The organism is Stenotrophomonas sp. STEN009 (genome assembly GCF_056760395.1).
The window spans coordinates 18,212-38,645 of record NZ_JBRRES010000014.1 but is presented as its reverse complement, the minus strand read 5'-3'; the positions used below and the strand labels follow the sequence as shown (position 1 = coordinate 38,645).

The window sequence follows — 20,434 nt, the reverse complement described above, 5'->3', positions numbered from 1 at the left end:
CGTGAAGGTGTCTCCCAGCAAGCGGGCGACCCACAGAAGGAGAAAGGCCGCGCGAGCGCGGCCTTTCCTGTTGCGTTACTTCAGTGCCTTGAAGCGCAGGCGCTTCGGCGCAGCGTCATCGCCCATGCGGCGCTTCTTGTCTTCCTCGTACTCGCGGTAGTTGCCCTGGAAGAACTCCACGTGCGAGTCGCCTTCGAAAGCGATGATGTGCGTGGCGATGCGGTCCAGGAACCAGCGGTCGTGCGAGATCACGAAGGTGTTGCCCGGGAACTCCAGCAGCGCGTCTTCCAGCGCACGCAGCGTTTCGATGTCCAGGTCGTTGGACGGTTCGTCGAGCAGCAGCACGTTGCCACCCTGCAGCAGGGTCTTGGCCATGTGCAGGCGGCCACGCTCACCACCGGACAGCGAGCCGACCATCTTCTGCTGGTCCTGGCCCTTGAAGTTGAAGCGGCCGATGTAGGCGCGCGACTGGATCTCGATGCCGTTGATGTTGAGGATGTCCAGGCCACCGGCGATTTCCTGGAAGACGTTGTGGTTGCCTTCCAGCTTGTCGCGGCTCTGGTCCACGTAGGACAGCTGCACGGTCGGGCCGATCACGATCTCGCCCGAATCCGGCTTCTCCTGGCCGGTGATCATCTTGAACAGCGTCGACTTGCCGGCGCCGTTCGGGCCGATGATGCCGACGATCGCGCCCGGCGGAATCAGCATCGACAGGTTGTCGATCAGCAGGCGGTCGCCGAACTTCTTGGACACATTCTTGAACTCCATCACCATGTTGCCCAGGCGCTCGCCCGGCGGGATGAAGATTTCGTTGGTCTCGTTGCGCTTCTGGTAATCCTGCGACTGCAGCTCTTCCAGGCGGGCCAGACGGGCCTTGCCCTTGGAACGGCCGCCCTTGGCGTTCTGGCGCGACCACTCCAGTTCCTTCTGGATCGCCTTCTGGCGGGCCTTTTCCTGGTTTTCTTCCTGCTTCAGGCGCTCATCCTTCTGCACCAGCCATTCGGTGTAGTTGCCCTTCCACGGAATGCCGCGGCCGCGGTCCAGTTCCAGGATCCACTCGGCGGCGTTGTCCAGGAAGTAGCGATCGTGGGTAACGGCCACCACGGTGCCGGTGTAGCGCGCCAGGAACTGTTCCAGCCATTCCACCGACTCGGCGTCGAGGTGGTTGGTCGGTTCGTCCAGCAGCAGCATGTCCGGCTTCTGCAGCAACAGGCGGCACAGCGCGACGCGGCGCTTTTCACCGCCGGACAGGTTGGCGATCTTGGCATCCCACGGCGGCAGGCGCAGCGCATCGGCAGCCACGTCCAGCTGGTTTTCCAGGGTGTGCGCGTCGCCGGCGGCCAGGATCGCCTCCAGGCGCTCCTGTTCCTTGGCCAGCGCGTCGAAGTCGGCGCCTTCCTCGGCGTAGGCGGCGTACACCGCCTCCAGCGCAGCCTGGGCCTGCAGCACTTCGCCCACGCCTTCCTCGACCGACTCGCGCACGGTCTTGTTCGGGTCCAGTTCCGGTTCCTGCGCCAGGTAGCCGACCTTGATGCCCGGCTGCGGGCGTGCCTCGCCCTCGAAATCGGTATCCACGCCGGCCATGATCTTCAGCACGGTCGACTTGCCGGCGCCGTTCAGGCCCAGCAGGCCGATCTTCGCGCCCGGGAAGAAGGACAGCGAGATGTCCTTGATGATCTGCCGCTTGGGCGGGACCACCTTGGACACGCGGTTCATGGTGTAGATGTATTGCGAGGACATGAGGTCTCCGTAGGCGCGACCCTGCGCCCGACCGTCACGGGAGGTTTCCCGGCGCGGCAGCGGGCACAGACTTGAATGGAATACCGGCAATTATAGCCGGAACCGGTTACCCGCCGCGCCACGGGGAGCCGGCCGGGCTGGCCGCGGCCTGAATCGCCGTCACAGTCCTGAAGCGGGAAGCGTTTCCAGCCGGAAACGGTTCAGATCCGGTGCGCAATATGGGGTCACCACCACCCAAGCAGAGGTCTGACATGCGCATCAATCGAGTAATGGCCGGAGCCGTGGCCTCTGTGCTGGCGCTCGGCGCGGTTGCCCCGGCATTTGCCGACGACGACCATCGCGGCCGCGGTCACGACCGCCGCGAGTGGCGGGAGGATCGTCGCGAGTGGCGACAGGACCGTCGTGACTGGGAGCGCGACCGCCGTGAGGCCCGGCGCGATTACCGGCAGGACCGCCGCGAGTGGCACCGTGACCATGACCGCTACTACCGCCCGGCACCGCCGCCGCGTGTGGTCTACCGCCCTGCCTACGGCCCCGGCTATGGCTGGAAGGTGGGGCACCGCTACCGCGACTACTATCGCGGCCCGATCTACGTGGTGAACGACTATCCGCGCTACCACCTGCGCCGTCCGCCGCATGGCCACCACTGGATCCGCGATGACCGCGGCAACATGCTGCTGGTGGCCATCGCCACCGGCGTGATCGCCCAGTACGTGCTCAGCAGCCGCTGAGGACCCCGCAACATCACTCGGAACCATACGGGGCCGGATTCCTTCGAGGGATCCGGCCCCGTCCGTTTCGGCCCCAGCCGGCCGGTGCGGGGCTACAATCAGGGGCTGAGCCGTACACCCCCTTTCCCTGCCTGCTGGAGTACCCGATGTTCCCGCGTGACGTCCGCATCGAATCCTACGATCCCGAACTGGCCAAGGCCATCGCCGCTGAGACCCAGCGCCAGGAAGACCATGTCGAGCTGATCGCCAGCGAGAACTACACCAGCCCGGCAGTGATGGAAGCGCAGGGCAGCCAGCTGACCAACAAGTACGCCGAAGGCTATCCGGGCAAGCGCTACTACGGTGGTTGCGAGTACGTGGACATCGCCGAGCAGCTGGCGATCGACCGCCTCAAGCAGCTGTTCGGCGCCGACTATGCGAACGTGCAGCCACACAGCGGCTCGCAGGCCAACCAGGCCGTGTACTTCGCGCTGCTGCAGCCGGGCGACACCATCCTCGGCATGAGCCTGGCCCACGGCGGCCACCTCACCCATGGCGCCAAGGTGAACGCCTCGGGCAAGCTGTTCAACGCCGTGCAGTACGGCGTGAACGACCAGGGCCTGATCGACTACGACGAAGTCGAGCGCCTGGCCCTGGAGCACAAGCCGAAGATGGTCGTGGCCGGCTTCTCGGCCTACTCGCAGGTGATCGACTGGGCACGCTTCCGCGCCATCGCCGACAAGGTCGGCGCCTACCTGTTCGTCGACATGGCCCATGTCGCCGGTCTGGTCGCCGCCGGCGTCTATCCGAGCCCGCTGGACCACGCCCACGTCGTCACCTCCACCACCCACAAGACCCTGCGCGGCCCGCGCGGCGGCATCATCGTCGCCAAGGGTGCCGATGAGGACCTGGTCAAGAAGCTGCAGTCGATCGTGTTCCCGGGTATCCAGGGCGGTCCGCTGATGCACGTCATCGCCGGCAAGGCGGTGGCCTTCAAGGAAGCGCTGGAACCGGCCTTCAAGACCTATCAGCAGCAGGTGGTGAAGAACGCCCAGGCGATGGCCAACACGCTCATCGCGCGCGGCTACAAGATCGTCTCCGGCGGCACCCAGAACCACCTGATGCTGGTGGACATGATCGGCAAGGACGTGTCCGGCAAGGACGCGGAAGCGGCACTGGGCAAGGCGCACATCACCGTCAACAAGAACTCGGTGCCGAACGACCCGCGTTCGCCGTTCGTGACCTCGGGCCTGCGCCTGGGTACGCCGGCGGTGACCACCCGTGGCTACACCGAGCAGGACTGCGTGGATCTGGCCAACTGGATCGCCGATGTCCTCGATGCGCCGAACGATGACGCCGTGATCGCCCGCGTGCGCGATGCCGTCAGCGCGCAGTGCCGCAAGTACCCGGTCTACGGTTGATCGGCTGATGGGGTCGGATCCCGTCCCGCAGGGGAAGGGCTCCGACCCCGGCCCAGGGAGAGCAACGCACATGGATGAGCGTATGGATGAACGTCTGCACAAGCGCCTGCACCTCGTGCAGGCCCTGCTGTTCGGGCTGCCAGGCGTGCTGCTGGGAGGCACCGTGGCCTTGGTGGGCGTGTACTCCGGCCTGACGCAGGAAACCCGCCTGCCGAGCCGGCTGCTGCTGGTGTGCTGGGGCACCGCCGGGGCGCTGGGCATTGTTGCCTGGTTGTACATCGGCGCCGGTTTCCTGCTGCAGGGCCGGTCTGGCCTGCAGGCAGTGGGCCGGGTGTGGTGGGCGTTGCTGGCGCTGGGCGCGCTGGCAGCAGTGCCCGCCGTCGTGCTCGGGCTGGTGGTCGGCCTGACCGAACGCATGGAGGGCTTCAGCCTGTTGCTGTTCGGCCCGCCGCTGTTGCTGCCCGCGGCGCATCTGGCCTGGCTGCGCTGGCGGCCTGCTCACCTTCCGGGCGCCTGACTTTTCAGGCAAGTCGCATGGTGGTGTAGGGATGGCATGTCCAGCCTCACGCATCAGGGTGTTTCTGAGTATCTGGGTGCATCTGGGACGGCTGCAGGGTTGCCCTTGACGAGGGACCGTACAGCACATGAAATTTGCCGGAAAGCCCCTTCTCAGGTACCTTTGCGACGCTGCCATGACCGTGGCATTTGGTTGTCCCCTGAGCCAGGCGTTCCATGTATTGCCCCTTCTGCCAACATGCCGATACCCGGGTCATCGACTCGCGCGTCTCTGAAGACGGCGCGACGATCCGCCGTCGGCGTGAGTGCGAGGCCTGCAACGAGCGCTTCAGCACCCTGGAAACCGTCGAACTGAAGCTGCCGGCCATCGTCAAGAGCGATGGCACCCGCGAGGCCTTCGACCAGCGCAAGGTACGCGCCGGCTTTGATCGCGCGCTGCAGAAGCGTGCCGTGCCGGAAGACAAGATCGAAGCGGCGGTGCGTGCGGTGGTCCATCAGTTGCGCCTCAGTGGCGAGCGTGAAGTGCCTTCGATCAAGGTGGGCGAGTTCGTGATGAACGAGCTGCGCAAGCTCGATCACGTGGGGTACGTGCGATTCGCTTCGGTCTACCGCAGCTTCGAGGATGTGGCCGATTTCCGCGAGGAAATCGAAAAACTCGAACGCGAGCTGCCGGCCAGCACCGAACAGCTGCAGCTGTTGGGCGATGTGATCGCCCTGGCCAAGAAGAAGAAGGGCTGACCGCCTCTGCGGTGGCCCGTGCCAACCTCGGTTGGCACTGATGGCGCATCCACTGGTGGGTGCCAACCTCGGTTGGCACCGATGGCCGCATTCACTGGTGGGTGCCAACCTTGGTTGGCACCGATGGCATGGATCAACACCGGCAGCGTTACCATGGCCAGATGACCACCCCATTCTCCGTCCTCGACCATCTGCACATGGCCAGCGCGCTGCGGCTGGCCGAGCGCGCCGCCTACACCACCCGCCCCAATCCGATGGTCGGCTGCGTGATCGCCCATGGTGAACGTGTGGTCGGGCAGGGCTGGCACCAGCGTGCCGGTGGCCCGCATGCCGAAGTATTCGCGTTGCGCGAGGCCGGTGGTGAGGCGCGCGGTGCCACTGCCTACGTCACCCTTGAGCCCTGCGCGCATTACGGGCGCACACCACCGTGCGCACTGGCACTGATCGAGGCCGGTGTATCGCGTGTGGTCGCTGCGTTGCGTGATCCCTTCCCGCAGGTCGATGGCGGCGGATTCGACCTGCTGCGCGGCGCCGGCATCGAGGTCGCCGAAGGGCTGATGGCAGCGCAGGCACGCGAGCTCAACAAGGGCTTCCTGTCACGCGTGGAGCGCAATCGCCCGTGGCTGCGGGTGAAGCTGGCCGCCAGCCTGGACGGGCGTACGGCGATGGCCGACGGCACGTCCAAATGGATCACCGGAGCAGCGGCGCGCGAAGACGTGCAGCACTGGCGTGCACGCGCCGGCGCGATCCTGACCGGTGCCGATACCGTGCTGGCCGACGATCCGATGCTGACCGTGCGCCTGGCCGATGCCGAGGTGATGCCGCCACTGCGCGTCGTGCTCGATTCGCGCCTGCGTTCGCTGGAATGCAGCCGCGTGCGCGAGGGTGGGGCACCCACGTTGTACCTGCACGATGCGGCGGTCAGCGCACCGGATGCCGCCGATGCCGAGTTCGCCTGCGTGCCCAGTGCCGACGGCCGTCTCGATCTTGGCGCGATGCTGACCCTGCTGGCCGGGCGCGGCATCAACGAAGTGCATACCGAAGCCGGCGCTACGCTGGCCGGTGCGCTGCTGCGCGGCGGCTGGGTGGATGAGCTGCTGCTGTACCAGGCGCCCACCCTGCTGGGTGACCGGGCCCGCCCGCTGCTGGCCGGGCTGGGCATCGAAGCGATGCAGCAGCAACGCCGGCTGCGCGTGGTCGAGCAATGCCAGGTGGGTGAGGACCTGCGCCTGCTGCTGCGCACATGATGCAGTGACAGACGCCGTCCTCGGTCTGCACTGTCATTCGTGGAATCGGACCGAGGCGGCGATGGCATCAATCGCCTCTTCCACGTCCTGCGTGCTCTCCGCCGGCAGAATCGCGGCCAGACGGACAAACCGCTCACCTGGCCAGAGTGCAAGGTAGTGGCGGTAGTGACGCCCGTCGGGTGTGAGTCCATCAACGCGGTGTCCCTCGATGCCGCCGAACGGCACGTTGCTCCTCGAGGCAACGGTCCCTCCCTGGATGCGGACAGTTCCAGCAATCAACTGATCGGATACCTCCGCCAGATCGTCCGAATCAAACGGCAGAGAAAGCTGGGAGGCGACGACCACCAGAGGTTGGCGACCCTCGGGATCCGTATCCAGTTCACGGCCGTAAGGATTACGGCCGAGTTTGCATGGGTGTCGATCAGCCGGAAGGGTGGCTCGGGTCTGACGCTGAAGGGCATGGCGGCGACTTTCTGCTCAAGCGTGGCCTGTGCGCCAAGGGTCACCGAGGCCAGAGCACGCATTGCCTGCTTGTGCGTCAGCCCATGTTCGCGCGGGGCCTGGATCGTGATCATGACCGTTGGAGAGCCGCTGAACAGCGCAACCCACTTGTCGAAGGTGTAACCGTGGGCGATCTGGCTGCCAATGACCACCGGAATCGTCCGCCCCTCGCTGGTGACCGATTCCAGACGGTCGACCCGGACGCCCTGGCTGGCAAAGCGGTTGCGCGCGGTTGCCTCGTCTACAAACAGTCCGCTGACGGCGGCACGGGCGTCGGCGGGCAGTTCGGCGACCAGGATGCTGGCGCGACCATCTTCGCTGGCGAAGCCGGAGAAATGGGGTGCTGGCGCGAATCCCGGAGGTGGCACGAGGCTGACGACCGAGCCGGGTATGGCCATCGGGGTCTGAGCGCCCTGCGCGCAGCCGATCAGCAGCAGGGAGGGCAGCAGCCGCAGCGCGGCGCGAGCAAGGGGTCTGAGCGAAGCGAACATCTGTATTTCCAACATGATAGAGAGATGAGATACGTGGTGACTCGTGGCGGCTCTGCCAGCAGACACCAATGGCTCTCGGTGTCCCTTGTGAGCAGCGCTGCGTCCACGGCTCGGCATCGGCGCGTCGCTGGACGGCCTGCTCATGAGCATTGTTCAGGCGTAACACACCGGGAGAATTGGTCATCGCGGGCCAGCGAGCATGGAACGCGCTGGCGAACGACGCGCGTGCACCGTCCACCCCCAAGCTTCACGCGGCGGGAGTTACCTGTCCATGCAACAGTTCCGAAAGTCGGACTTCGGCGGTCACTGACACTGACAGCTGGAGCACGGTGCGCGCATTGCACGCGCCTGGAGAACCGGGCAAAAGCCCTGCACGACGGCGAGCGCCACCCGCATCGCCAGGTGTTCGGCAACATCCGGGCGACGATGACGAAGGTTCACGGCAGCGCAGTGTCGCCGGGCATGGCCCGGCGCTACCACTTAGCGGCTCAGGTGCATTCGTCGGTCCACATCATCTCGGCCAGCGGGCGCAGTGCCTTGCACTCCTGCGTCATCTCCTCGGCCGACTGCACCTGCGCTTTGGCCTTCAGCTCTTCGGCCATCGCGTCCACGCCGCTGATCTGGTCGGGCGCGATCTTCGCCACGCAGCTGCGGTGCTGCTGCAGCAGCAGGTCGCAGCCGGGTATGCCGGTCACTTTCGGCGCGTTGGCTGCCTGCGCGTCCTGCATCCAGTCCTCGAACGGAGCCAGCGCACCGGCCACGGTGCCCACCAGATCATCGAAGTTGCCGCTGTACCAGTAGCCGTTGTCCTTGGCCGGGTAGAGGGTGAAGGTGCCGCTGACCGGCACGCGTGCACCACTCTGCAGCGCCTGGGTGTAGGCGTCGGTGAACTGCTTGCGCGAGGCCGGGCTGGCATGGTCGGCCAGGCTGGCGGCGAACAGCGGGCGGACCTTGCCCAGGTCGGGCACCTGGCAGGTGTAGGTGATCCGCGCCAGCTTCTGGTCTTCAACGTATTCGTTGTCTTCGATCACGCTCTGGGTTGCGCGGCACTTCGAATCACGCAGCGCCTTGGCGTACAGCGCTTCGGTGGCCGCAGCGTCGATCGAAGCGCCGGTGCTGGCCAGTACCGTCTGCCAGGGTTCGGCCAATGCCTTGGCCAGCGCGCCCGGGTTCGGGGTCACGGCGTCCTGGCCCTCGAACGCCGGCTTCAGCGCGTCGTTGAGCGTGCGCGTGGCGGTCGCGTCGTCTTCCAGCAGTACGCGGGAATAGAGATCGAACGTCTGTTCGGGGCTCAGCTGCGTCGAGGCGGCGCTGGCGAACAGGGGAGCGCACAACAGTGCAGTGGCCAGCAGGGAGCGCAGGGGGGTCTTCATGACAGTGATTCCGGGTCCAGAGGCGGGCAAGCCTAGCGCATCTGCCCACGCTTTCGATGGCGCGATGCAGCCAGGTAACGGTGTGCAGCGGAAAAAAAACGGGCCCCTTGCGGGGCCCGTTCGATCGCACGACGAGGATCGGGCAATCAGAAGCTGGCGCGGACGCCGGCCGAGAACTGGGTGACATCGCGCTGGCCGGAGACTTCTCCCACCAGGCCCCAGGTCGGGGTGAAATTGATCTGGCCACCGACGGTGCCGACCCAGGTGCCCTTGAAGTCGTTGCCGCCATCCATGTAGCCGGCCTTGGCCCACGCTTCGGTCTTCGGCGAAGGCTTGCCACGCACGCCCATGGTGGCGCGGGCCAGGTTGGTGTGATCCTTCAGGTGTTCGCGGCCGAACAGATCCGATTTCACGGTCAGCTCGGCGTTCTGGCGCACCCAGGCGATGTCGGCGGTGTAGTCCAGGCGGTCCGTCCACGGCATGTGGTAGCCGATGCCCAGCTCAGGCTGGTCCAGTTCGAACTTGGCCGACGCACCGGTGAAGTGGTAGCTCTTGCTGGTACGCGACCAGCTGCCGAACACGTGCACCTGCTCGGCCAGCGCGAACGAACCGCGCACGTAGCCGCCGTCAAGCTTCGGGTCGTTGAAATCGCTGTCGTCGGTCTTGACCTGGGTCCAGCCACCTTCGACGTAGGTGTAGCTCAGCCCTTCGGCGGCCGAGGCCAGCGGAGCGACGGCCAGCAGGCTGGCGATGATCAGGAGCTTGCGCATGGGAATTCCTGTGAATTGCAGTCCATTGGCGGGCGCGCCGGAGGCGCAGCCCGTGGCGACCTCATGTCGTCCGCGGCGAATTTTAATGAAAGTTTTACAAAATGCGAGAGACAGCCGTCACAGGCTGGGCAGGCTTGGGGTCAGCCGGGAAACGGCTTCGGCCCCGGGTGTCCCACCCCGTTCAGCCCGGGCTGGTACACTGTCCACGCCGGTTCGCCGGTATACAAACGTCTTCAGGGCGGGGTGCAACTCCCCACCGGCGGTAGGTGCGCAAGCACGAGCCCGCGAGCGCCCCGGCCCACGGCCGGGGGTCAGCAGATCCGGTTCAAGGCCGGAGCCGACGGTCATAGTCCGGATGAAAGAAGACGGTGCCACAGGGCTCATGCCCTGCGCGTGCCTGTTTGCCTTGCGGCGTTTTTCGCTCACATCCTGCGGAGAACGTTACTTGTTTACTGGAATCATCGAAGGCGTCGGCCGTCTGGCCGCACGCGAGTCCATCGGCGGCGATGTCCGCTTCACCTTCAATGTCGGCAACCTGCCGTTCGATCACGTGCAGATGGGCGAAAGCATCGCCATCAACGGTGTCTGCCTGACGGTCATCGCATTCGACGCCAACAGCTTCCAGGCCGATGCCTCCACCGAGACGCTGGGCCTGACCACGCTGGGCCAACTCGAGCAGGGCGCGGTCATCAACCTCGAGCGTGCCATGCGCCCGACCGATCGTCTGGGTGGGCATCTGGTCAGCGGCCACGTTGATGGCCTGGGCCAGGTGCTGTCCATCCACGATGACGCGCGCGCCCAGCGCTGGCGCTTCGCCGCGCCGGCCTCGCTGCTGCGCTACATCGCCAAGAAGGGCTCGATCTGCGTGGACGGCGTCAGCCTCACCGTCAACGAAGTGGACGAGGAAGGCTTCGAGGTCGCGCTGATCCCGCATACCGTGGCCAACACCGCCTTCTCCACCTCCGGCGTGGGCAGTGCGGTGAACCTGGAAATCGACCTGGTCGCCCGTTATGTCGAACGTCTTGTTGGCGGGCACCTGCAGGGAGGCGCAGCATGAACTTCGCGCCGATCCCCGAGATCCTGGAAGACATCCGCCAGGGCCGCATGGTCGTCATCGTCGATGACGAGGACCGCGAGAACGAAGGCGACCTGATCATGGCCGCCGAGCTGGTCAAGGCCAGCGACATCAACTTCATGGTCACCCACGGCCGTGGCCTGGTGTGCCTGCCGTTGACCCGCACCCGCGCCGCCGACCTGGGCCTGGCGCCGATGGTGCAGGCCAACACCGCGCAGTTCCAGACCAATTTCACCGTCAGCATCGAAGCGGCCGAGGGCGTGACCACCGGCATCTCCGCCCATGACCGCGCGCATACCATCCGCACCGCGGTGAAACCCAACGCGCGGCCATCGGACCTGCACCAGCCCGGCCACATCTTCCCGCTGATCGCCCAGCCGGGCGGCGTGCTGACCCGCGCCGGCCACACCGAAGCGGGTGTGGACCTGGCCATGCTGGCCGGGCTGGAACCGGCCGGCGTGCTGGTGGAGATCCTCAACCCGGACGGCAGCATGGCGCGTCGCCCGGAGCTGGAAGTGTTCGCCCGCGAGCACGGCCTGAAGATGGGCTCCATCGCCGACCTGATCGCCTACCGCCTGGCCACCGAGAAGACTGTCGAACGCGTCGATGAGCGCGACATCGATACCGAGTTTGGCCCGTTCAGGCTGGTGACCTATCGCGACCGCATCGCCCACGACCTGCACTTCGCCCTGGTCCGCGGCACTCCCGACGCTGGCACGCCTACCCTGGTGCGCGTGCAGGTGGAGAATCCGCTGGCCGACCTGCTGCACTGGCGTCGTGACGATTTCGGCGTGGCCGCCACCGACGCGCTGCGTGCGATCGCCGCCGAAGGTGCCGGCGTGATGGTGGTGCTGTCGGCGCCGCGCGATGGCGAGGCGCTGCTCGCCCGCCTGCGCCAGCAGCCCGCACCGGTGGTGCCGGGCAAGGACAAGGATGTGGGCCAGTGGCGCCGCAATGGCGCCGGTGCGCAGATCCTGTCCGATCTGGGGCTGGGCAAGCTGCGCGTGCTGGGCACGCCGCGCCGGCAGATCGGCCTGGCCGGCTATGGCCTGGAAGTGGTGGAGACGGTGGCCCTGTAACGGTCGCCCCGTGGGGTCGGAGGCCGCGGTGCGGGATCCGACCCCGGTAGCGCCGGGCCATGCCGGGCGGATGCCAGGCCCCCGCCAACCACGGCCGGGGCCCATCCACGCTAGAATTACCCCTTATCGAGTCCCCCAAGCCGCATATGAGCCACTACGAAGGCGATCTTCGCACTCCCGAGTCGGCGCGCTTTGCCATCCTGGCCAGCCGCTGGAACGCCCGCATCACCGATACGCTGGTGGCCGGCGCACGCCAGAGCCTGGCCGGCAACGGCATCACCGAAGCCAACATCGACGTGATCCGGGTGCCGGGCGCCTGGGAACTGCCGCTGGTCGCCGCACGCCTGGCCGCCGCCCATGAACACGCCGCCATCCTCACCCTCGGCTGTGTGATCCGCGGCGACACCCGTCATTACGAACACGTGGCCGACCGCTGCGCCGAAGGCCTGATGCGCGTGCAGCTGGATTTCGGCGTGCCGGTACTGAACGGCGTGCTGGCGGTGGAACGCGTGGAAGATGCCGAGGCCCGCGCCGGCGGCAGCCACGGCAACAAGGGCGAGGAAGTCGCACTCGCCGCATTGGAAATGGTCAATCTTCTGGAGCAGCTGCCATGAACAAGAACACCCAGGGCAAGCCCTCCGGTAAACCCGTCCGCCGCGATGGCATTGATCCGGTGCTGCGCTCGCGCGCGCGCCGTCGTGCCGTGCAGGCCGTCTACGCGTGGCAGATCTCCGGCGGCAACGCACAGTCGCTGATCGCCCAGTTCGCGCATGAGCAGGCCCGCGAGATCGCCGATCTGGCGTACTTCGAGGCGCTGATGCACGGCGTGCTCGACAACCGCACCGACATCGACGAAGCGCTGGCCCCGTATCTGGACCGTGGCATCGAGGAAGTCGATGCCATCGAACGCGCGGTGCTGCGCCTGGCCGCGTACGAGCTGCGCTACCGCCTGGACGTGCCGTACCGCGTGGTGATCAACGAGGCCATCGAATCGGCCAAGCGCTTCGGCTCCGAACACGGCCACACCTACGTCAACGGTGTGCTGGACCGCGCCGCCGTGGAATGGCGCAAGGTCGAATCGGGCCACTGACCCGATCGCTGTAGAGCCGTGCCCTGCCTGGCTTGCCGCGCAGGGCAGGGCTGCGTCCGGTAGTGTGGCGCGTGATCGAACTGCAGCCGCGCATGGCCCGGCTGCTACCTAAGAGCAGAACGCCCCATGTCCCTGGCCGAATTCGCCCTCATCGACCGTATCCGCGCCCGCACCGCCGAGCGCGATGACGTGCTGCTCGGCATCGGTGACGATGCTGCGCTGCTGCAGCCGCGCGCGAATGAACAGCTGGTGGTGACCGCCGATACACTCAACAGTGGCGTGCACTTCCCGGTGGAGACGCCGGCCTTCGATATCGGCTGGAAGACGCTGGCGGTCAATCTGTCCGATCTTGCGTCGATGGGCGCGCGACCGGCCTGGTGCACCCTGGCGCTGTCATTGCCGGAAACGTCCGAAGACTGGATCGAGGCATTCGCCGATGGCTTCTTCGCATTGGCCGACCAGCATGACGTCGCGCTGATCGGGGGTGACACCACGCGCGGACCGCTGTCGTTGTCTGTCACCGCAATGGGCCAGGTTGGCCGTGGTCAGGCCCTGCGCCGCGACCGTGCACAGGCCGGCGATGACATCTGGGTCAGTGGCACGCTGGGGGATGCGGCAGGTGCGCTGCGCCTGTGGCAACAGGGGGCGCTGAACGTGGCCACGGCCACGTTGCTGGCCGATTACGAACGCCTGCGCCTGCGCCTGCTGCGGCCGACGCCGCGTGTCACCCTCGGCCTGCGCCTGCGTGCCTTCGCGCATGCGGCAGTGGATGTGTCCGACGGACTGCTGGCCGATCTGGGCCACATCGCCCGCCGCAGTGACGTGGCAGCGCACGTCGATACCGATGCGTTGCCGATCTCGCACGCGCTGCGTGAGCTGCTCGGCCGCGATGGCGCGCGCGACTGCGCGTTGCGGGGCGGAGACGACTACGAGCTGTGCTTCACTGCAGCCGCCGATCAGCGCGACGCACTGCATTACCTCGCCGAATCGCTGGACCTGCCGCTCACCCGCATTGGCCGCATCGCCGAAGGGCAGGGCGTGCACGTGGATGGCGAAGTGGCCGACGGTGGTTATCAGCACTTCGCCTGACGAATGAAGACGCCGGGCATGGCCCGGCGCTACCGTCCTGACACGGACGGCGTTCATGCACAGGGCGGCGCCTCATGCAGGCGGCAGCACCTTGCCCGGGTTGAGGATGCCATCCGGGTCCAGCGTGGCCTTGATCGCGCGCATGGTCGCCAGCGTGGCGGGAGTGAACGCCTGCGCCATGAAATCGCGCTTGGCCAGGCCAATGCCATGTTCACCGGACAGTGTGCCGCCCAGTGCCAGCGTCAGCGCGAAGATCTTCGGCAGCGCCGCATGCGCTCGCGCGCTCTCATCGGCATCGTCCGGGTGGTACAGGATGTTGACGTGCAGGTTGCCGTTGCCGGCATGGCCGAAGGTGACGATGGTCAGGCTGTACTGGCCTGCCAGCGCCTGTACCCCGGCAACCAGGTCGGGAATGCGCGATACCGGCACCACCACGTCTTCGTTGATCTTGCCGGGCGCAACGCTGCGCAGCGCGGGCGACAGTGCCTTGCGCGCCGCCCACAGCTGGTCGCGTGCGCGGCCCTCCATCGCTACGTCCAGTTCCATCATGCCGTCGCCTTCGGCAGCGCTGGCCAGCGCCTGCAGCAGGTAGGGCAGGGTGTCGTGGTCGCCATCGGCCTCGACCAGCAGCATCGCGCCGGCCTCCGGTACGTCGGCGGCATTGAGGCGCAGCAGTTCCAGGCTGCGCGCGTCCATGAACTCCAGGCGGGTGGGTACCACTGGCTGCGACATCAGCCGCGATACCGCGGCGGCGGCGGCATCGGCATCGCGGTACAGCACGCGCAGTCCGGCCTGCGCGACCGGCAGCGGCGTCAGCTTCAAGGTAGCTTCCACGATCAGCGCCAGGGTGCCCTCGCTACCCACCAGCAGATGGGTCAGGTCGTAGCCGGTTGCATCCTTGGTATAGGCACCACCGCAGCGGATCACCTCGCCGGTGCCGGTGACCGCGACCAGCCCCAGTACGTTGTCTCGGCTGGTGCCGTACTTCACCGCGCGTGGGCCACCGGCATTGCAGGCGAGGTTGCCGCCGACGCTGCAGATCTCCGCGCTGGACGGGTCCGGCGCCCAGAACAGCCCATGCGGTGTCAGCGCCTGCTGCAGGGCGCCGTTGAGCACGCCAGGCTGCACCACCGCGCAGCGATCACCGGCACGGATCTCGACGATGCGATCCATGCGGGTGAACGACAGCACGATGCTGCCAGGCAGGGGCACCGCCGCCCCGGTGGTACCGGTGCCCGCGCCACGCGCGACCAGGGCCACGCCGTGCACGCGGCAGGCGCGGACCAGCGCCTGCACCTGTTCGGTGTCGGCCGGCAGCGCGACGGCGGCGGGGCGTTGCCGGCGCCATGAGTTGTCCTGCGCATTCGCCTCCAGCGCGGTGTCATCCATGCGCCAGCCCTCCGTGCCCAGCAGGGCGGACAGTTCGGCAACCAGGGCAGCGGGCAGGGCAGGGCTCATGTTGGATCTCGTGGAACAACCGGTACGGAGTGGATGGCCTTACAGGCGGCTTCTGCGCCGGGCATCGGCACGGCAGCGTGGGTGATGATCGAGGGCATCAGCAGTCGTCCAGCCGGAATGCGTCGCGCAGCCAGTGCAGCTGTGGCGGTTCGCCGCTGGCCTCGACCACGTCGAAGCGGCAGGGCGCATCGGCCAGTGCAGGATGCGCCTGCAGGTACAACTGTGCGGCCTGTACCAGGCGCCGGCATTTGCGGGGGTCGACCGAGGCGGCAGCGCCGCCGAAGTCGCTGCGCGCGCGGTACCGCACCTCCACGAAAACCACTGTACCGGCGTCGTCCATCACCAGGTCCAGTTCACCGCTTCGATAACGGACATTGCGCGCGCGTGGCTGCAGCCCGGCCTGTTGCAGGTGCAGCTCGGCGGCGGTTTCCACCGCCGAGCCCCGCTGCGTGCGCTCAGCGACCACCGACGATCGGCATCGGCCGGCCGCCGCTGAAGGTCGACCACGCCGGCTGGCGCAGGATGTTGCCGTTGCCATCGAGGAACAGGGTGCCGGTGGCGCCTTCCAGGCCGCCTTCGTTGGCCAGCTTGTCCAGATAGCTGCTGATCTTCCACGCGTCGGCGCCGAAGGCGAACAGGCGGCCGGCGGCACCGCGCGCGCTGGGCAGCGTGCTGGCGACCTGGCTGGCCGACGGCAGGCCGGAGACACTGCGCACGTTCCAGGCTTCATTCGGGTAGACGATGCCGTCCAGCGCCACGTCTTCCTCCACCTTGCCGCTGCCGATGGTCAGCTGGGACGTGCCGACGCGGGTGGCGCCGCCGACACCGGCCAGCGCCAGCTGCGGCGCGAGCAGCCGCGCCTGGGGAGCGCGCACGGCGAGAAACACAGCGTCGACCTGGCCGGCATTGCGCACCTGGGCGCCGACATCGCCCACCGCTTCAGCGACCGATACCGTGGCGGCCACCTGGCCACCGCGCTGGGTGAAACGCTGGGAGAAGGCCGCGGCGGCGCGGCGGCCGGTATCGTCGCTGCTGCTGATGACCAGGGCGCGATTGCGCTCACGGCCGCGCAGGTATTCGGCGGCGACGATGCCGTCGTCTTCCGGGGCGAGCGAGAAGCCGGCGCTGCCGGCCGGCGGTGAATCCTTGCCACGGTTCAGTGCCAGCACCGGCACCTGCAGCGGCTGGCGGCCGTATACCGCATCCACTTCATCGCGGCCCAGCGGGCCGACGACGAAGTCGGCACCGGAGGCCACTGCCTTGTCGTAAGCAGCCAATGCACCGGCCGGCGTGCCGGCGGTATCGAAGAAATTGATGTCCGGGCGGCGGCGCGATTCGCCGTAATAGGCGGCGAGCAGGCCATCGCGCACCGGCTGTGCCGCGGTGGCAAGGCGGCCACTGAGTGGCAGCAGCACGGCCAGCTTCGCCGGCGGGCGGTAGCCATCGCTCATTGCCGGCGGGCGCTTGCTGGTATCGAACTGGGCGGCACCGTCGCGGTCGAACGGACGCGGAAGCGGCAGGCCGCGGGCGATCAACGCACGGCCGGCGAAGTTGTACAGCGGATCGTTGGCCGGCAGCGCGGCGGCACGGCTGCGCAGGGTGGCATCGTCGAGGGTGCCGAGCAGGCCTGAAATGGCCGCCTGGTTCTCGTTGCGCGCGCTGCCGGTGAGGCCGGCCTGCGCGCGTGCGCGGTCGCTGGCGGCGCCGAAGGCATCGCCAGTGACCTGCAGGGCCTGGGCACGGGCGAGCAGCCAGCGCGTGCGCAGGCCGGGTGCGACGTTGTCGCCATTGTCCCTGAGCAGGGCCAGCGCCTGTGCGGGTTGCTTGTCAGCCAGTGCCAGCTCGGCGCCGGTCAGCTGGTAACGCTGCAGGCTGGCACCGGACAGCTGGCGGGCGCTGAGCTGCCCCAACAGGCTGCGCGCGCGGGTGCTGTCGCCGGCCAGGTGCCACGCCCAGGCTGCATCCGCCAGGGCATTGCTGCGCGCGCTGCCGCGCAGGGTGGCCGCCAGGCCCTCCAGCTGCATCGCGGCGTCGCGCGGCTTGCCCTGTTCGATCAGCGCCAGCGCCTGGCTCTGGGCCGGCGATTCGGGCGCGCTGGTGAAGCTGGTGGTGGCACAGCCGGCCAGGAGCATCAGCGACAACGAAAGGGCGGAGATGCGTGCGGCGGGCTTGTTCATGATCGGGTCCATGCGATGAGGGCAGCGGCCTTGGCCAGGTACACGCTAGGATTCTACCCTTGCCCCGTGAGTACCGCTGAAATGAGTGTCCCCACCCTGTATGTCGTCGCCACGCCGATCGGCAACCTGGCCGATCTGAGTCCGCGCGCACAGGAGGTGCTGCGTTCGGTAGCGGCGATCTGTGCCGAAGACACGCGGCGCAGCGGCCAGCTGTTGTCCCATTTCGGCATCCAGCAGCCGCTGGTGGCGCTGCACGAGCACAACGAAGACGCCCTGGCGCAGCGACTGGTCTCGCGCCTGCAGGCGGGCGAATCGCTGGCGCTGGTCAGCGATGCCGGCACGCCGCTGGTCAGCGATCCCGGCTTCCGCCTGGTACGGGCCGCGCGTGCGGCGGGCATCCGGGTCAGCCCGGTTCCGGGTGCCTGTGCCGCCATTGCCGCGCTCAGCGTGGCCGGCCTGCCCAGCGATCGCTTCAGTTTCGAGGGATTCCTGCCGGCCAAGGCCAGCGGGCGCCGCGACCGGCTGCAGGCGCTCGCCGGCGAGGTGCGCACGATGGTGTTCTACGAATCCTCGCACCGGATCGCCGAGTCCCTGGCGGACATGGCGGCGATCTTCGGCGGTGAGCGGCCTGCGGTGCTGGCACGGGAGCTGACCAAGCTGTTCGAGACCGTGCTGGATGGCGATCTGGCGGCCTTGCTGGCAGCGGTCGAAGCCGACGAGAACCAGCGCAAGGGCGAGTTCGTGGTGATGGTGCAAGGGGCCGGCGACGACGAGGAAGCGCAGCTGGCCCATGGCCGTCGCGTCTACGCCACATTGAGCGAGCACCTGCCCCCGTCGACCGCCGCCAAGCTGGCCGCCGAGCTGACCGGCGCACCGCGCAAGGCGTTGTACGGCCGGTAGCGCCGGGCCATGCCCGGCGTGCGCGTCGCGCGGCATCGAACAGCCACCGGGCAGGAACCACCCGCGTACGGTAGAATGCGCGCTGGCGGAGCCGGCCAGACAGTCGCGTCATCCCTTGCGGGGTGCCGAGGAAAGTCCGGGCTCCACAGGGCAAGGTGCCAGGTAACGCCTGGGCGGCGCAAGCCGACGGAAAGTGCAACAGAAAGATACCGCCTACGTCTTCTTCGGAAGGCCGGTAAGGGTGAAATGGTGCGGTAAGAGCGCACCGCGAGTCTGGTAACAGACCGGCACGGCAAACCCCACCTGGAGCAAGACCAAATAGGGATCCTTTGGCGCGGCCCGCGTTGGATCCGGGTAGGTTGCTTGAGCGTTGCGGTGACGTAACGCCTAGAGGAATGACTGTCCACGACAGAACCCGGCTTATCGGCCGGCTCCGCCTCCATTCACCTGTGTAGCGCCGGGCCATGCCCGGCGGCATCCTGCCCGCCGTTCAGAAGTCGATGCGGCTTCCGGCGACGAATACGCCCTGCGGCCCGAAGCGGCGTTCATGGATCTGCCCGTGGCCATCACCATCGATCAGCAGCACGGTGCTGGCACGGGTGCCGTAGTCGTCGCCGCGGATGAAGGCCGGGCTCAACCAGCGCTCGCGTTCCAGTCCGATGCCGGTGTCCGGCAGGTCACTGTCGGCAGGCCGGTGTTCGTCGGCCAGCGCGGTCCATAGCGGGGTCAGGTCCGGGGTCAGATCCCTTCCGCTTTGCGAAGGAGATCTGAACCCGTCTTCTTCCAGCCAGGCCGTCAGCGCCGCCATCAGCCGCTGTGTCTTCGGCCAGGGGGCATCCAGTGCACCGTTGGACATGCCATGCACGCCCGGCCCCAGGCGCTGCCGTTCGGCAGGGTGGTTGCCCAGATACTCCAGGCTGTCGCTATCGGCCAGCAGCAGGTTGAACGGGGCGTAGGCGCCGGCCACGGCCGCCAAGCGGTCGATATGCACTGCGGCCGGGTCGCGGCCACGCAGGAAGTCGGCCACCAGCGCGCCACGCGAGGGACCGGTCTGGGCGGCCAGCGGATCGCGCACATTGGTGACCACCGCCATCCGGCCGCCGGCACCGACGCCGGCCCAGCCTCCTCCGGAGCGGAGGTCGCGCCCGCCGATGACGGAGGTCTCATCCTGCCAGCGGGCCAGCGCCGCAGTGGGGCGGGCGTGGAACTCATCACGGTTGCCGGTCATCACCAGCCGCCAGCGCGGATGGTGCATCCAGCCAAGAGCAAGCAGGCACATGACGTCATTGTGCCCGGTTTGCGCAGTCTGGCGCCGCTTTCAGCCAGTTCCCGATGAATGCGGGGGCGATGTTTCACGCCCCCTGCACAGGCCTGAACTTCCGTTCAATCTCAAAAATTGAGACGGATCAGCAACTTGTGGATAAGCCTTGAACAATTCTCTAAAGGTTGCTGCAAGCCATTGATGTGGCTGGCGATTTCCCTGCGGAAAAGTTGTTGACAACCCTTCGCTCGCTGCTAAGGTGGGCATCAGAGGGAAATCCGGGTGTTTTGTGGGTTTTCGTGGTTCAATGTTTCACCGGGCGAAGGACAAGGTGCAGGCGTCGTGTTTCAGGGCGAGACGGCCATCACAGTTGACGACAAGGGGCGCATGGCGGTTCCCACCGCTTACCGCGACCTCGTCGCGCGCGCCAGCAACAACCGTCTCGTGTTGACCTACAACCCGTTCGAAGCCGGCTGCCTGTGGCTGTATGCCGAGTCCGAATGGGAGCGGGTCCGCGACGATGTCATGTCCAAGCCCAATACCCAGCGCGTCGTGCGCCTGTTGCAGCAGAAGCTGGTCGGCTCGGCCGCCCACCTGGAGCTGGACGGCAACGGTCGTATCAGCATTCCCGCCAGCCACCGCGGTGCGGTGGGCATAGAAAAGAAGGCGGTATTGCTCGGTATGGGCGACAAGTTCGAATTGTGGAGCGAGCAGGCGCATCGTGCCCTGATCCAGCAGACGTTGTCTGACGAGGATCTGGGCGATGGGTTGCTCGACCTGAAGTTGTGAGCCGGGGTG

Annotated in this window: 21 protein-coding genes, 1 other RNA gene and 1 riboswitch; of the genes, 13 read left to right on the top strand and 9 right to left on the bottom strand. The window is 67.3% G+C overall.

Annotation, left to right across the window (positions count from 1 at the left end):
• Window positions 1–75: 75 nt before the first annotated feature.
• Complete coding sequence (gene ettA / locus ACVOMM_RS08645) at window positions 76–1,740, bottom strand: energy-dependent translational throttle protein EttA (protein WP_005415249.1); 1,665 nt, start codon at window positions 1,738–1,740, stop codon at window positions 76–78.
• A gap of 251 nt (window positions 1,741–1,991) precedes the next feature.
• On the opposite strand from ettA, the gene ACVOMM_RS08640 reads away from it, so the two are divergent.
• The 5 genes from ACVOMM_RS08640 to ribD all read left to right on the top strand — a co-directional run bounded on the left by ACVOMM_RS08640 (window position 1,992) and on the right by ribD (window position 6,372).
• Window positions 1,992–2,471 (top strand): RcnB family protein, encoded by a 480-nt coding sequence (locus ACVOMM_RS08640; protein WP_065175826.1) that lies wholly within the window; start codon window positions 1,992–1,994, stop codon window positions 2,469–2,471.
• A 146-nt stretch (window positions 2,472–2,617) separates the two neighbouring features.
• Window positions 2,618–3,871 carry a serine hydroxymethyltransferase gene (gene glyA, locus ACVOMM_RS08635; RefSeq protein WP_053518895.1) on the top strand — a complete coding sequence of 418 codons (1,254 nt, stop codon included), beginning with the start codon at window positions 2,618–2,620 and terminating at the stop codon, window positions 3,869–3,871.
• Window positions 3,872–3,953: 82 nt separating this feature from the next.
• The gene (locus ACVOMM_RS08630) at window positions 3,954–4,388 is read left to right on the top strand and encodes a hypothetical protein (protein WP_164151695.1); all 435 of its coding nucleotides are present in this window, start codon (window positions 3,954–3,956) and stop codon (window positions 4,386–4,388) included.
• Between the two features lie 215 nt (window positions 4,389–4,603).
• Window positions 4,604–5,125, top strand: a complete 522-nt coding sequence (gene nrdR, locus ACVOMM_RS08625; protein WP_053518899.1) for a transcriptional regulator NrdR — start codon at window positions 4,604–4,606, stop codon at window positions 5,123–5,125.
• A gap of 128 nt (window positions 5,126–5,253) precedes the next feature.
• Window positions 5,254–6,372, top strand: a complete 1,119-nt coding sequence (ribD, locus tag ACVOMM_RS08620) for a bifunctional diaminohydroxyphosphoribosylaminopyrimidine deaminase/5-amino-6-(5-phosphoribosylamino)uracil reductase RibD (protein WP_481526124.1) — start codon at window positions 5,254–5,256, stop codon at window positions 6,370–6,372.
• Between the two features lie 33 nt (window positions 6,373–6,405).
• On the opposite strand, the gene ACVOMM_RS08615 is transcribed toward ribD, so the two are convergent.
• The 4 genes from ACVOMM_RS08615 to ACVOMM_RS08600 all read right to left on the bottom strand — a co-directional run bounded on the left by ACVOMM_RS08615 (window position 6,406) and on the right by ACVOMM_RS08600 (window position 9,507).
• The gene (locus ACVOMM_RS08615) at window positions 6,406–6,597 is read right to left on the bottom strand and encodes a hypothetical protein (RefSeq protein WP_481526123.1); all 192 of its coding nucleotides are present in this window, start codon (window positions 6,595–6,597) and stop codon (window positions 6,406–6,408) included.
• Window positions 6,598–6,647: 50 nt separating this feature from the next.
• Window positions 6,648–7,364: a hypothetical protein gene (locus tag ACVOMM_RS08610; protein WP_481526122.1), complete on the bottom strand. Its 717-nt coding sequence runs from the start codon at window positions 7,362–7,364 to the stop codon at window positions 6,648–6,650.
• A 488-nt stretch (window positions 7,365–7,852) separates the two neighbouring features.
• The gene (locus tag ACVOMM_RS08605; RefSeq protein WP_481526121.1) at window positions 7,853–8,737 is read right to left on the bottom strand and encodes a hypothetical protein; all 885 of its coding nucleotides are present in this window, start codon (window positions 8,735–8,737) and stop codon (window positions 7,853–7,855) included.
• A 146-nt stretch (window positions 8,738–8,883) separates the two neighbouring features.
• Entirely contained in the window at window positions 8,884–9,507 is a 624-nt protein-coding gene (locus ACVOMM_RS08600) for a hypothetical protein (RefSeq protein WP_053518907.1), read from the bottom strand.
• Between the two features lie 225 nt (window positions 9,508–9,732).
• A riboswitch (FMN riboswitch) is annotated at window positions 9,733–9,878 on the top strand.
• 74 nt (window positions 9,879–9,952) lie between these two features.
• Here ACVOMM_RS08600 and ACVOMM_RS08595 point away from each other — a divergent pair.
• The 5 genes from ACVOMM_RS08595 to thiL all read left to right on the top strand — a co-directional run bounded on the left by ACVOMM_RS08595 (window position 9,953) and on the right by thiL (window position 13,840).
• Window positions 9,953–10,564, top strand: coding sequence for a riboflavin synthase (locus ACVOMM_RS08595; protein ID WP_481526120.1), 612 nt, complete (start codon window positions 9,953–9,955; stop codon window positions 10,562–10,564).
• Window positions 10,561–11,661, top strand: coding sequence for a 3,4-dihydroxy-2-butanone-4-phosphate synthase (gene ribB, locus ACVOMM_RS08590; RefSeq protein WP_053516472.1), 1,101 nt, complete (start codon window positions 10,561–10,563; stop codon window positions 11,659–11,661). The genes ACVOMM_RS08595 and ribB overlap by 4 nt, the downstream gene beginning before the upstream one ends.
• Before the next feature lie 146 nt (window positions 11,662–11,807).
• Window positions 11,808–12,275, top strand: a complete 468-nt coding sequence (gene ribH / locus ACVOMM_RS08585) for a 6,7-dimethyl-8-ribityllumazine synthase (protein WP_010481977.1) — start codon at window positions 11,808–11,810, stop codon at window positions 12,273–12,275.
• The gene (gene nusB / locus ACVOMM_RS08580) at window positions 12,272–12,751 is read left to right on the top strand and encodes a transcription antitermination factor NusB (protein ID WP_128989124.1); all 480 of its coding nucleotides are present in this window, start codon (window positions 12,272–12,274) and stop codon (window positions 12,749–12,751) included. Before ribH ends, nusB begins: the two co-directional genes overlap by 4 nt.
• A gap of 126 nt (window positions 12,752–12,877) precedes the next feature.
• On the top strand, window positions 12,878–13,840 hold the full coding sequence (thiL, locus tag ACVOMM_RS08575; protein WP_197571635.1) for a thiamine-phosphate kinase: 963 nt from the start codon (window positions 12,878–12,880) through the stop codon (window positions 13,838–13,840).
• Window positions 13,841–13,912: 72 nt separating this feature from the next.
• Here thiL and ACVOMM_RS08570 read toward each other — a convergent pair whose 3' ends face one another.
• The 3 genes from ACVOMM_RS08570 to ACVOMM_RS08560 all read right to left on the bottom strand — a co-directional run bounded on the left by ACVOMM_RS08570 (window position 13,913) and on the right by ACVOMM_RS08560 (window position 17,475).
• Entirely contained in the window at window positions 13,913–15,298 is a 1,386-nt protein-coding gene (locus ACVOMM_RS08570) for an FAD-binding oxidoreductase (RefSeq protein WP_180875704.1), read from the bottom strand.
• A 97-nt stretch (window positions 15,299–15,395) separates the two neighbouring features.
• Window positions 15,396–15,764: a YraN family protein gene (locus ACVOMM_RS08565; protein ID WP_065182806.1), complete on the bottom strand. Its 369-nt coding sequence runs from the start codon at window positions 15,762–15,764 to the stop codon at window positions 15,396–15,398.
• Window positions 15,754–17,475: a penicillin-binding protein activator gene (locus ACVOMM_RS08560; RefSeq protein ID WP_180875705.1), complete on the bottom strand. Its 1,722-nt coding sequence runs from the start codon at window positions 17,473–17,475 to the stop codon at window positions 15,754–15,756. Before ACVOMM_RS08560 ends, ACVOMM_RS08565 begins: the two co-directional genes overlap by 11 nt.
• Before the next feature lie 81 nt (window positions 17,476–17,556).
• On the opposite strand from ACVOMM_RS08560, the gene rsmI reads away from it, so the two are divergent.
• Window positions 17,557–18,375 carry a 16S rRNA (cytidine(1402)-2'-O)-methyltransferase gene (gene rsmI, locus ACVOMM_RS08555; RefSeq protein WP_128989132.1) on the top strand — a complete coding sequence of 273 codons (819 nt, stop codon included), beginning with the start codon at window positions 17,557–17,559 and terminating at the stop codon, window positions 18,373–18,375.
• Window positions 18,376–18,462: 87 nt separating this feature from the next.
• Window positions 18,463–18,814: RNase P RNA component class A (rnpB, locus tag ACVOMM_RS08550), an RNA gene on the top strand.
• 51 nt (window positions 18,815–18,865) lie between these two features.
• Here the strand turns inward: rnpB and ACVOMM_RS08545 are convergent.
• Entirely contained in the window at window positions 18,866–19,654 is a 789-nt protein-coding gene (locus ACVOMM_RS08545; protein ID WP_481526119.1) for an NRDE family protein, read from the bottom strand.
• Between the two features lie 324 nt (window positions 19,655–19,978).
• Between ACVOMM_RS08545 and mraZ the strand changes: the two genes are divergently transcribed.
• Window positions 19,979–20,425: a division/cell wall cluster transcriptional repressor MraZ gene (gene mraZ / locus ACVOMM_RS08540; protein ID WP_004143635.1), complete on the top strand. Its 447-nt coding sequence runs from the start codon at window positions 19,979–19,981 to the stop codon at window positions 20,423–20,425.
• The last annotated feature ends 9 nt before the right edge of the window (window positions 20,426–20,434 follow it).

Coding starts and splice junctions, on each gene's coding strand:
- ettA (WP_005415249.1), bottom strand. CDS start 1,740: ATGTCCTCGCAATACATCTACACCATGAACCGCGTGTCCAAGGTGGTC.
- ACVOMM_RS08640 (WP_065175826.1), top strand. CDS start 1,992: ATGCGCATCAATCGAGTAATGGCCGGAGCCGTGGCCTCTGTGCTGGCG.
- glyA (WP_053518895.1), top strand. CDS start 2,618: ATGTTCCCGCGTGACGTCCGCATCGAATCCTACGATCCCGAACTGGCC.
- ACVOMM_RS08630 (WP_164151695.1), top strand. CDS start 3,954: ATGGATGAACGTCTGCACAAGCGCCTGCACCTCGTGCAGGCCCTGCTG.
- nrdR (WP_053518899.1), top strand. CDS start 4,604: ATGTATTGCCCCTTCTGCCAACATGCCGATACCCGGGTCATCGACTCG.
- ribD (WP_481526124.1), top strand. CDS start 5,254: ATGGATCAACACCGGCAGCGTTACCATGGCCAGATGACCACCCCATTC.
- ACVOMM_RS08610 (WP_481526122.1), bottom strand. CDS start 7,364: ATGTTCGCTTCGCTCAGACCCCTTGCTCGCGCCGCGCTGCGGCTGCTG.
- ACVOMM_RS08605 (WP_481526121.1), bottom strand. CDS start 8,737: ATGAAGACCCCCCTGCGCTCCCTGCTGGCCACTGCACTGTTGTGCGCT.
- ACVOMM_RS08600 (WP_053518907.1), bottom strand. CDS start 9,507: ATGCGCAAGCTCCTGATCATCGCCAGCCTGCTGGCCGTCGCTCCGCTG.
- ribB (WP_053516472.1), top strand. CDS start 10,561: ATGAACTTCGCGCCGATCCCCGAGATCCTGGAAGACATCCGCCAGGGC.
- ribH (WP_010481977.1), top strand. CDS start 11,808: ATGAGCCACTACGAAGGCGATCTTCGCACTCCCGAGTCGGCGCGCTTT.
- nusB (WP_128989124.1), top strand. CDS start 12,272: ATGAACAAGAACACCCAGGGCAAGCCCTCCGGTAAACCCGTCCGCCGC.
- thiL (WP_197571635.1), top strand. CDS start 12,878: ATGTCCCTGGCCGAATTCGCCCTCATCGACCGTATCCGCGCCCGCACC.
- ACVOMM_RS08570 (WP_180875704.1), bottom strand. CDS start 15,298: ATGAGCCCTGCCCTGCCCGCTGCCCTGGTTGCCGAACTGTCCGCCCTG.
- ACVOMM_RS08560 (WP_180875705.1), bottom strand. CDS start 17,475: ATGAACAAGCCCGCCGCACGCATCTCCGCCCTTTCGTTGTCGCTGATG.
- rsmI (WP_128989132.1), top strand. CDS start 17,557: ATGAGTGTCCCCACCCTGTATGTCGTCGCCACGCCGATCGGCAACCTG.
- ACVOMM_RS08545 (WP_481526119.1), bottom strand. CDS start 19,654: ATGTGCCTGCTTGCTCTTGGCTGGATGCACCATCCGCGCTGGCGGCTG.